This is a genomic window from Giesbergeria sinuosa (assembly GCF_042652905.1).
Classification (GTDB): domain Bacteria; phylum Pseudomonadota; class Gammaproteobacteria; order Burkholderiales; family Burkholderiaceae_C; genus Simplicispira; species Simplicispira sinuosa.
Window position 1 is genome coordinate 191,303 of the sequence record NZ_JBHSHJ010000006.1, and the last position, 9,212, is coordinate 200,514.

General features: G+C 56.8%; 9 protein-coding genes, 1 tRNA gene and 1 pseudogene. 3 read left to right on the forward strand and 8 right to left on the reverse strand.

What is annotated here, in order from left to right; translation table 11 throughout:
- The first annotated feature begins 29 nt into the window (after positions 1–29).
- Both ACFO6X_RS09795 and ACFO6X_RS09800 read left to right on the forward strand, forming a co-directional pair.
- Positions 30–104, forward strand: a tRNA-Arg gene (locus ACFO6X_RS09795).
- 263 nt (positions 105–367) lie between these two features.
- Positions 368–1,438 carry an RNA-guided endonuclease InsQ/TnpB family protein gene (locus ACFO6X_RS09800; protein WP_382432485.1) on the forward strand — a complete coding sequence of 357 codons (1,071 nt, stop codon included), beginning with the start codon at positions 368–370 and terminating at the stop codon, positions 1,436–1,438.
- Positions 1,439–1,565: 127 nt separating this feature from the next.
- Here ACFO6X_RS09800 and hppD read toward each other — a convergent pair whose 3' ends face one another.
- The 3 genes from hppD to tsaE all read right to left on the reverse strand — a co-directional run bounded on the left by hppD (position 1,566) and on the right by tsaE (position 4,764).
- Positions 1,566–2,654 (reverse strand): 4-hydroxyphenylpyruvate dioxygenase, encoded by a 1,089-nt coding sequence (gene hppD, locus ACFO6X_RS09805; RefSeq protein ID WP_382432487.1) that lies wholly within the window; start codon positions 2,652–2,654, stop codon positions 1,566–1,568.
- Positions 2,655–2,821: 167 nt separating this feature from the next.
- Entirely contained in the window at positions 2,822–4,258 is a 1,437-nt protein-coding gene (locus ACFO6X_RS09810; protein WP_382432489.1) for an N-acetylmuramoyl-L-alanine amidase, read from the reverse strand.
- On the reverse strand, positions 4,255–4,764 hold the full coding sequence (gene tsaE, locus ACFO6X_RS09815) for a tRNA (adenosine(37)-N6)-threonylcarbamoyltransferase complex ATPase subunit type 1 TsaE (protein WP_382432491.1): 510 nt from the start codon (positions 4,762–4,764) through the stop codon (positions 4,255–4,257). The genes ACFO6X_RS09810 and tsaE overlap by 4 nt, the downstream gene beginning before the upstream one ends.
- Positions 4,765–4,776: 12 nt before the next feature.
- Here tsaE and queG point away from each other — a divergent pair, with 12 nt between their 5' ends.
- Entirely contained in the window at positions 4,777–5,832 is a 1,056-nt protein-coding gene (gene queG / locus ACFO6X_RS09820; protein WP_382432512.1) for a tRNA epoxyqueuosine(34) reductase QueG, read from the forward strand.
- Between the two features lie 9 nt (positions 5,833–5,841).
- Here the strand turns inward: queG and ACFO6X_RS09825 are convergent, their stop codons facing one another.
- The 5 genes and pseudogenes from ACFO6X_RS09825 to ACFO6X_RS09845 form a co-directional block, all read right to left on the reverse strand.
- Positions 5,842–6,900 (reverse strand): protein-glutamate methylesterase/protein-glutamine glutaminase, encoded by a 1,059-nt coding sequence (locus ACFO6X_RS09825; protein ID WP_382432493.1) that lies wholly within the window; start codon positions 6,898–6,900, stop codon positions 5,842–5,844.
- Positions 6,897–7,406, reverse strand: a complete 510-nt coding sequence (locus ACFO6X_RS09830; RefSeq protein ID WP_382432495.1) for a chemotaxis protein CheD — start codon at positions 7,404–7,406, stop codon at positions 6,897–6,899. The genes ACFO6X_RS09825 and ACFO6X_RS09830 overlap by 4 nt, the downstream gene beginning before the upstream one ends.
- 1 nt (position 7,407) lies before the next feature.
- Complete coding sequence (locus ACFO6X_RS09835) at positions 7,408–8,217, reverse strand: CheR family methyltransferase (protein WP_382432497.1); 810 nt, start codon at positions 8,215–8,217, stop codon at positions 7,408–7,410.
- 31 nt (positions 8,218–8,248) lie between these two features.
- Positions 8,249–8,806 (reverse strand): chemotaxis protein CheW, encoded by a 558-nt coding sequence (locus tag ACFO6X_RS09840; protein WP_382432499.1) that lies wholly within the window; start codon positions 8,804–8,806, stop codon positions 8,249–8,251.
- An 11-nt stretch (positions 8,807–8,817) separates the two neighbouring features.
- Positions 8,818–9,212, reverse strand: a pseudogene (locus ACFO6X_RS09845) (methyl-accepting chemotaxis protein); the annotation flags it as partial.

Genomic DNA, 9,212 nt, shown 5'->3' on the forward strand with positions numbered 1-9,212 from the left:
GCTACTGCTTACAATAGCGCACTGTACGCCTCCCCGTAGTTCAATGGATAGAACGAGTGCCTCCTAAGCGCTAAATACAGGTTCGATTCCTGTCGGGGGGGCCACGGCACTATTTCAGGCCGTTGCGCGCCATGTCAAAAGCCCCACCCCTCAGAGGGAGCAGGGCTTTTTTGTTGTCTCACATCACTTCATAGGGCACCATACCAGCTTACTTTTTTGTCGGTGGTTTTGTTGGTTCCTAAACACCAACAACCCACAGGCACCAACAAAGCACCAACAGAGGGGCGATGGTATGGCCCGGTGCGCGGGAAGCCCCGGAGTTCAGTCCGGGGTTGAGAGCAGGGATTAGCAATCCATAATCTACGTCATGGATTGCACCAAAACCCTGCGTCTGCGCATCAAAGACAAGCACGCCAAAGTGCTGGCGTTGATGGCGCGTGAGGTTAATCAGGTCTGGAATTTTTGCAACGAAACCAGCCACCGCGCCATCCGCGAGCGCCACCAATGGCTCTCGGGCTACGACCTGCAAAAGCTGACCAACGGTTTCAGCCAGTGCGATGGCATACACATCGGTTCGCCCACTGTGCAGCAAGTGTGTGAAGACTACGCCAAAGCGCGCAAGCAATTCAAAAAAGCCAAACTGCGCTGGCGCGTCTCCAACCCCCAGAGCAGCAAATACAGTCTGGGTTGGATTCCGTTCAAAGCGCCCGCTGTGCAATACAAGGCGGGGCAAATCGCTTTTGCGGGTCAGAAATTGAGCCTCTGGGACAGCTACGGTCTGGCAGACTACGAGTTGCGCGCTGGCAGCTTCAGCCAAGATACACGCGGGCGCTGGTACTTGAATGTGGTGGTGAAGGTGCAGGCCCAGGCCAGCGCGGGCACAGCCAGTGTCGGTATCGACTTGGGTGTGAAAGAGGCGGCGGTCACTTCTACTGGCGAACGCATCGAGGGGCGTTTTTACCGCAAGCTCGAATGCAAACTCGGTATTGCACAGCGGGCACACAAAAAACAGCGGGTGCGGGCCATCCATGCAAAAATTGCCAACCAGCGCAAAGACCTGCTACACAAATTCAGCACCGCAATGGTGAAACAAAACGCTGCCATCTTCGTGGGCGACGTAGCCAGCAGCAAGCTGGTCAAAACCAAGATGGCCAAGTCCACACTGGATGCGGGCTGGGCCATGCTCAAGACGATGTTGGAATACAAGAGCCATCAGGCCGGTGTCGTCTTTGAAGTAGTGAATGAAAGCTACACAACCCAGACTTGCTCGTGCTGCGGGGCCATTCCTGCCAGCAGTCCGAAAGGTAGAGCAGGTTTGCGAATAAGAGAGTGGAAGTGCAGCGACTGCGCAGCGGAACACGACCGCGATGTGAATGCAGCACGCAACATTCTCGCGGCGGGGCATCGCCGTCTAGCAGTAGGAATCCCCGTCCTTTAGGGCGGGGAGGATGTCAAAGCGATTATGTTTGTCTGCTGCTACCGGGTACAACTTCATAGCGCGCCGTGAAGGCGCGGTATTTTTTACGGCATCTGGCAGATGCCACAGGGCTTGGCGTAGCGCCAGGTCAGTGGGTGGCTGACGCTACTTGCAGGGCACCACGGCGAATCTGGTCACGCTCCAGTGATTCAAACAAGGCCTTGAAGTTGCCTTCGCCAAAACCTTCATCGGCCTTGCGCTGAATAAACTCGAAGAACACCGGCCCCAGCAGTGTTTGCGAGAAAATCTGCAACAGCAGGCGCTTCTCCCCGTTGGCCGTCGAACCGTCCAGCAAAATGCCGCGCGTCTGAAGTTCTGATACTGGTTCACCATGATGGGGCAAACGCTCCGACAGCATCTCGTAGTAAATATCGTTGGGGGCGCTCATCAACGGAATACCTGCCATTTGCAAGGCATCCACGCTCTTGAGCAGGTCATCGGTCTGCAAGGCAATGTGCTGGATACCTTCCCCATTGAACTGCATCAAAAACTCTTCAATCTGGCCGCCGATTTTACCCGCCTCTTCGTTGAGTGGAATGCGGATCAACCCGTCGGGGGCCGTCATGGCGCGGGAGGTTAGGCCGGTGTACTCGCCTTGGATGTCAAAGTAGCGAATCTCGCGGAAGTTGAAAATCTTTTCGTAAAACGCCCCCCAAAAAGCCATGCGGCCCTTGTAGACGTTGTGTGTGAGGTGGTCGATGCTGGTGAACCCGTGGCCTACGGGATGGCGATCGACCCCATCGATAAAGTCAAAATCAATGTCGTAGATGGACTTGCCGTCCTCATAGCGGTCAATCAGGTACAACGGCGCCCCACCAATCCCCTTGATCGCCGGCAGACGCAACTCCATCGGGCCCGTAGGGATTTCAATAGGTTGTGCGCCCATTTCTAGTGCCCGGGCATAGGCTTTGTGGGAGTCACGCACCCGAAAGGCCAGTCCGCAGGCACTGGGGCCATGCTCGGCAGCAAAATAGCCCGCCAGACTTTTGGGTTCGCGGTTGACGATAAAGTTGATATGGCCTTGCCGGTACAGCACCACATCTTTGGAGCGGTGGCGTGCCACCAACGTAAAGCCCATTTTTTCGAACAACGGCTCTAGTACGTTGGCGGTGGGGGAGGCGAATTCGACAAACTCGAATCCGCAAAGGCCCATAGGGTTGTCAAACAGGTCGGTCATGAGAGTGCAATCCAGAAATAAAGAACAAAAAGGCGGGTGTGCAATGTTTGTTCATCCCCGGTGGTGGCGCGCATGGCCGACCACGGGTGCTCTTGGCCAGGTGCATCCCAACGATGAGCACCTGAACCCGCAGGGGTTTATTCAGTTTCTGGATACCCACACTAGGCTCACACGGAGCGGCTGCGCGCCAGGGGGGGATTCTTGGCAAAATAGCGAGTAATACCTCGCATCAGTGCATCGGCCAATTGTTCTTGGTAGGATGCACTGCGCAGTTTGGCCTCCTCTTCTGGGTTGCTGATAAAAGCGGTCTCTACCAGTACGCTGGGGATGTCCGGGGCTTTGAGCACTGCAAAACCGGCCTGCTCTACGCGCGGTTTGTGCAACTTACCTACATTGCCGATTTCGCCCAGCAACACACTGCCGAGTTTGAGGCTGTCGTTGATTTGTGCAGTGGTGCTCATGTCCAGCAGGGCGCGCTGCACATGTTGGTCTTTCACCCGCACATTCACACCGCCGATCAAATCGGCCTGGTTTTCTTTATTGGCCAGCCAGCGCGCTGCTGTGCTGGAGGCAGCACCTTGGCTCAGGGCAAAGACACTGGCACCGCGGGCGTCTGGGTTGGTGAAGGCATCGGCATGGATACTCACAAACAGGTCGGCTTGCACCCGTTGTGCCTTTTGCACACGGGTGCCCAGTGGTACAAAAAAATCGCCATCGCGTGTCAGATAAGCCCGCATCGGATTGCCTGCTATGGTCGTGCGGTTGATGCGCTCACGCAGCAGATGGGCCACCCGCAGCACAATGTCTTTCTCGCGGGTGCCGTTGGGCCCAATGGCGCCGGGATCTTCACCACCATGACCAGGATCCAGCGCAATGATGATCAATCGGTCGGTTTGGCGATGGCTGGCGGTGGCGGGGCTGCTTTTGTTGGCTGGCGGTGGGGGCGGCGCAGGGCGTGTGTGGGCCGGAGGGGCTGGTTCGTCGTCGTGCTTGGCAATCAGATCGCCCAAAGGATCTACGGCCCCTGTTATGGGTTGGCCGTTGGTGGTGGCCGCTTTGGTTGCGGGTTTGCTGGCGGGTGGGTTTTGGGCCGACCTCGCATGCATGCTGGCCGAAGCGGTGGGGTCGCGCAGACGCTCGGCAATCAAGGCCTCCAGTGGGTCTACGGGGCTGGCTGGGTACAAATCGAGTACCAGCCGGTGTCCGTAGTCGGCTACGGGTGGCAGGGCAAACACCTGTGGTCGTGCTGCTTGTTTGAGGTCAATCACCAAGCGGACTACATCGGGTGCATTCTGGCCGACACGGATTCCTGCAATGTTCGGATCATCGGCACGCACCTTCGCGACCAGATCACGCAGTTGCGGGCTCAGCTCAATGCCTTCAATGTCTACCGCCAGTCGGGGTGGTGTGGTGATGAAAAACTGTTTGTTTTTGAGCCGGGTGTCTGACTCAATGGTCACGCGCGTGTAGTCTGCAGCGGGCCAGACGCGCACAGCCAAAATGCCTGCACCACGGGCTAACTGGCTTGCCCCCAGCAGCAGCACCAGACCACCACGCTGGAGCAGCGTGCGCCTATGGGTCAGTGGGGAGAGAGAGAGGTTCATGCCTGCAATCCTTGCAGCAACTGTTGTCCATGTACGGTATAGGCCTGCAGTGTGGCCTGCCGTGTTTCTTCGTCCAGGGCTTCTAGGGTGATAGCCACATCGGCCAGTGGCAGAACAGCTTGGGCTTTTTCTGGCCATTCGGCCAATTTCAGCCCTGGGCTGGCAAAAATGTCCCGAAAGCCAGCATCTTCCCATTCGCGGGGGTCATCAAAACGGTAAAAATCAAAATGCCAGATGGCTAAGCCTGCGGCTTGATGGGGTTCTACCACGGCGTAGGTGGGGCTTTTAATGCGTCCTTGCACGCCCAAAGCGCGCAACAAATGCCGCACTAGTGTGGTTTTGCCCGCACCCAATTCACCGTGCAGGGTGATAAAGGCATTGCCCAGCAATGGTTGGGCCGCTAGCCTTTGGGCAAAACGGGCCGTATCGTCTTCATGGTGCCATGTAACCACAGTAACAGGGGCTGTAGTTTCTACAATGGGGCAATGGTGGTTTGCAGCAGTCAACTCGTTCCTCAAATTCGGCTATGGGCGCGCGAATTGGGATTTTCCCAAATTGGCGTCGCGGGCGTGGATTTGTCCAGTGCAGAAACCGGGTTGCTACAGTGGCTGGCACAGGGGTTTCATGGTGAGATGCACTACATGGCCGCCCATGGTCTCAAGCGTGCCCGTCCTGCAGAGCTGGTGCCAGGCACCGTCAGTGTCATTACTGCACGCATGGACTATTTGCCCCGTACCGCGCCCGCAGGCTGGCAGTCCGTTGAGTTTGCCCGTTTGCAGCAACCTGCGCAAGGTATTGTCTCTATGTATGCCAGGGGTCGGGACTATCACAAGGTATTGCGATCGCGCTTGCAAAAGTTGGCCGAACGCTTGGCACAGCAGGTGGGGCCATTGGGGCACCGGGTCTTTACCGATTCGGCACCGGTGCTCGAGGCAGAACTAGCCGCCCGCAGCGGCCAAGGTTGGCGCGGCAAACACACGTTGCTGTTGAATCGACAGGCAGGCTCCCTGTTCTTTCTGGGGGAAATTTATGTGGATCTTGCCTTAGACCCCACAGAGCCCGTGAGCGCGCACTGTGGTCAGTGCATGGCCTGTATAGAGGCTTGCCCAACCCAAGCCATCGTGGCGCCTTATCGACTCGACGCCCGCCGCTGCATCTCTTACTTGACGATAGAACATGCTGGGCCTATTCCTGTAGAGCTGCGTCCCTTGCTGGGCAACCATGTGTATGGCTGTGACGATTGTCAATTGGTTTGCCCGTGGAACAAGTTTGCTCAACCTAGCATCCTGCCTGATTTTGATACCCGTGCGGTTTTGGCGGGCCAGCCACTGATTCACTTGTTTTCTTGGGATGAAGCCACCTTTTTGCGTCTCACCGAGGGGGGGCCGATCCGCCGCATCGGCCATGAGCGTTGGCTGCGTAACGTGGCTGTGTCTTTGGGCAATGCCTTGCGGGGCGCTGATGCCACGCAAGCCGTTGATTTATGCGCTGCCCTGCAAACCCGCAGTGCAGACGACAGCCCGCTAGTGCGCGAACATGTGGCCTGGGCGTTGGCACAGGCCGTAGGTAGGTAATTGCCCTGTTTACAAAGACATCTGCGCTTGAATTTCTCGGGCAATCGATTCCAGTGGTACGGCGCGCATCACTGCACCACGCTTGACGGCTTCTTTGGGCATACCGTACACAACGCAACTGCGCTCGTCCTGCCCCAGTGTCTGCGCCCCCACCTTGCGCATTTCTAGCAGCCCGGCAGCGCCATCGTCACCCATGCCCGTCATGATGACACCCAATGCGTTGGCGCCAGCACTTTTGGCTACCGAGCGAAACAGCACATCCACAGAGGGACGATGCCGGTTGACCAACGGGCCATCGACCACTTCGACAAAGTACTGTGCGCCGTTGCGGCGCAACAGCATGTGTTTACCCCCAGGGGCAATTAAAGCCCGCCCCGGCATGACGCGGTCATTGTTTTGCGCTTCCTTGACTTCTATTTGGCATAGGCCGTTGAGGCGGCTGGCAAACGCTGCCGTGAATTGTTCAGGCATGTGCTGCACAATCACGATACCAGGGCAAACACGGGGCAATGCCGTGAGCACCACCTCCAGTGCCTGTGTTCCTCCTGTAGAGGTGCCCAGTGCCACCACACGTTCTGTGGTCTGAATCATGGCGTGGCGTGCAGTGTCCACCGCAGGCAAGATAGCATCGGCAGTCAGCTTGTCCCTGGGTTGTAGTTTGCGCACATTGGCCCGCGCCGCCGCCTTGACGGCCGCTGTCAAGTCGTCACTGGCATCGGTGAGAAATTGCTTGAGCCCCAGCTTGGGCTTGGTGATGATGGACACCGCCCCTGCGGACAAGGCTGCCAAAGAGGTTTGGGTGCCCCTTTCCGTCAGGGTAGAGCAAATCACCACCGGCGTGGGGTGCTCTGCCATGATTTTTTTCAGAAAGGTGATGCCATCCATGCGTGGCATCTCAATGTCCAAGACGATGACATCGGGCCACTGGTTGGCCATGCGTGACATGGCCAAAATAGGATCAGCCACTGCGGCCAGCACCTGAATATCAGGGTCTGATTCCAGCAGAGCGGTCACGACTTGGCGGACGACGGCTGAGTCGTCTACGACAATAACTTTGATACGTTTCATGGCGGATGGGGGGGAAGCGAGGGCTTGACTTGGTGTGACCAGACATCCCCCGTGCTAACGTCAAAAATGATTTGCCGGTGGCCAATGCCAAACAGACTTTCTGAAACAATGGGGATGCCATGTGCCTGCAATAGTGTTCGGGCTGCTTCACCATTCTTGCGTCCGATGTGCATCAGACCCCGGCGCGTTTGTTTCGGGAACATATTGCCACCGCCAAAAATCTTGCTTTGACAGTGTTGGGGGTTGATGCCCGCTTGGGCCAGTTCGGCCAGCATCAGTTGCAGGGCTTCATCGCCATAGCGGGCGTCAAGTGTATGTACCCCGGTATCGATCAGGTGGCGGGTGGGCAGCAAAAAATGGGACATTGCCCCGAGGCGGCTGGCCGGATGCCACAGGGTGATGGATACGCAAGAGCCGAGCATCGTGCGTATCTGGTAGTTGGCATCCCCGACAAAATATTCCCCAGGCTTCAAAAAAATGTCGATCAGGTCGTTCAGGTGCGCCATGTCATGGGTTTTTGCGGTAAATCGATGGTGCCAACGTCTGGACGCTACGGGTGATGTCATTGAGGCTCTCGGAGTGGCCGATCAGAAAGTGCCCCCCAGGTTTGATGGCCGCAATCACGCGGGCTACCACCTCGCGTTTGGTGTCATCATTAAAGTAGATCATCACATTGCGCAAAAACACGATATCAAACAAGCCCAATGGGGGCAGAGGAGCATTGAGATTCAGTTGGCGGAAATGTACCTTCTGGCGCAGCCCGCGCTCAATGAGCAGCGTGCCTTGGTATTCCTGGGTGCCGCGCAAACAAAACCGGCGCAGATAGTCGATGGGGATATTGCGTGCCCGCTCCATAGGGTAATGGGCTTTGGTGGCCCCCTTTAGAACCCGGGTGCTAATGTCTGAGCCCACCACTTCCCAGGGTGTTTCAGTGCCCAAACTGTCGGCCAGTACCATTGCGATGCTATAGGCCTCCTCGCCGCTAGAGCTGGCGGCACTCCAGACCCGAAACATGGTGGTACGACCCCGAGCCGCCAACGCTTGGTGGCGCAGAAACTCAAAGTGTTTGGATTCCCGAAAAAAATAGGTTTCGTTGGTCGTGAGTAGATCAATCGCCGTTTGTAGTTCGGTGGGGTGGTGTCCGCTGTGTAGCAAACGAAAGTATTCGCTGTAAGTCTGGAGTTGATAGTGGCGCAATCGCTTAGACAGCCGTCCTGTGACCAAGGCTTTTTTTGACGCAGGCAAAGTAATGCCTGCCGAATCAAAAATGAAGCGTTGAAACAGCGCAAATTCTTGATCTGTCAGAACGGGTGTCATGCTGGCGTACGAACCGGCCAGGGCGCAGGCTTCAGGCACTCTGTGTGGGGGAGGCCAGCAAGGTATTGGTTGCTGCAGTGGTGGCCCGACCCATCGAGCCAATTTCGTCAATCGACAGTACCTCATTGACGTTGAGCAAAATCACAAAATGACCATTGACTTTGCCCATGCCTTCGATGAAGTCGGTGCGAATTTTGGCACCAAAGGCCGGTGGTGGCTCAATCTCGCTGCGAGGAATCTCTAGCACTGCATTGACGGCGTCCACCACCACACCCATATCGTGGCTCTCGTCTGCGGTTTTGACTTCCACAATCACAATACAGGTCTTTTTGCTGACAGCACCAGGTTTTTTGCCAAAGCGCACGGCCAAGTCCAGCACGGGCAATACCGCACCCCGCAGATTGATCACACCACGAATGCAATCGGGCATCATTGGCACTTCGGTCAAGCCGTTGTATTCAATGATTTCCTTGATGCACAGAATGCCGATGGCAAAAGGTTCACCATTGAGCAGAAACGTCAGATACTGCTGGTTTTCTTGGGCCGTCGTGCGGGCTGGTTTGGCCGGGGCTGGGGCGACTTGGTTCATGGCGCTGCCTTTCAGAACTTGGTGAACTTGCTTTCGTCAATTTCCGTATCGCTGGTGTCCAGCGTACCAGGGGCTGTGGAACCCGCCGATTCCATGAAGGCCTTGGCGGGCACAGCATTGCCCGGTTTGCGCCCGCTGGTTTTGCTGTGCGCTGCCCCCGCGGATACGGTGTGGGAGGCATGGGACACCGGTTTGTGTGCCAGATGGCCGCCGCCTTGGATTTTGAAAAAGGCCATGGTCTGCTGCAATTGCTCCACTTGGCCGCTCATCTCTTCGGCTGTAGCCGCCAACTCCTCCGAGCTGGACGCATTCTGTTGCGTGGTTTGGCTCAACTGGCTGATGGCCGAATTGATTTGCCCCGCCCCAGAAGATTGCTCCTCCGAGGCCGCCGTGATCTCTTGCACCA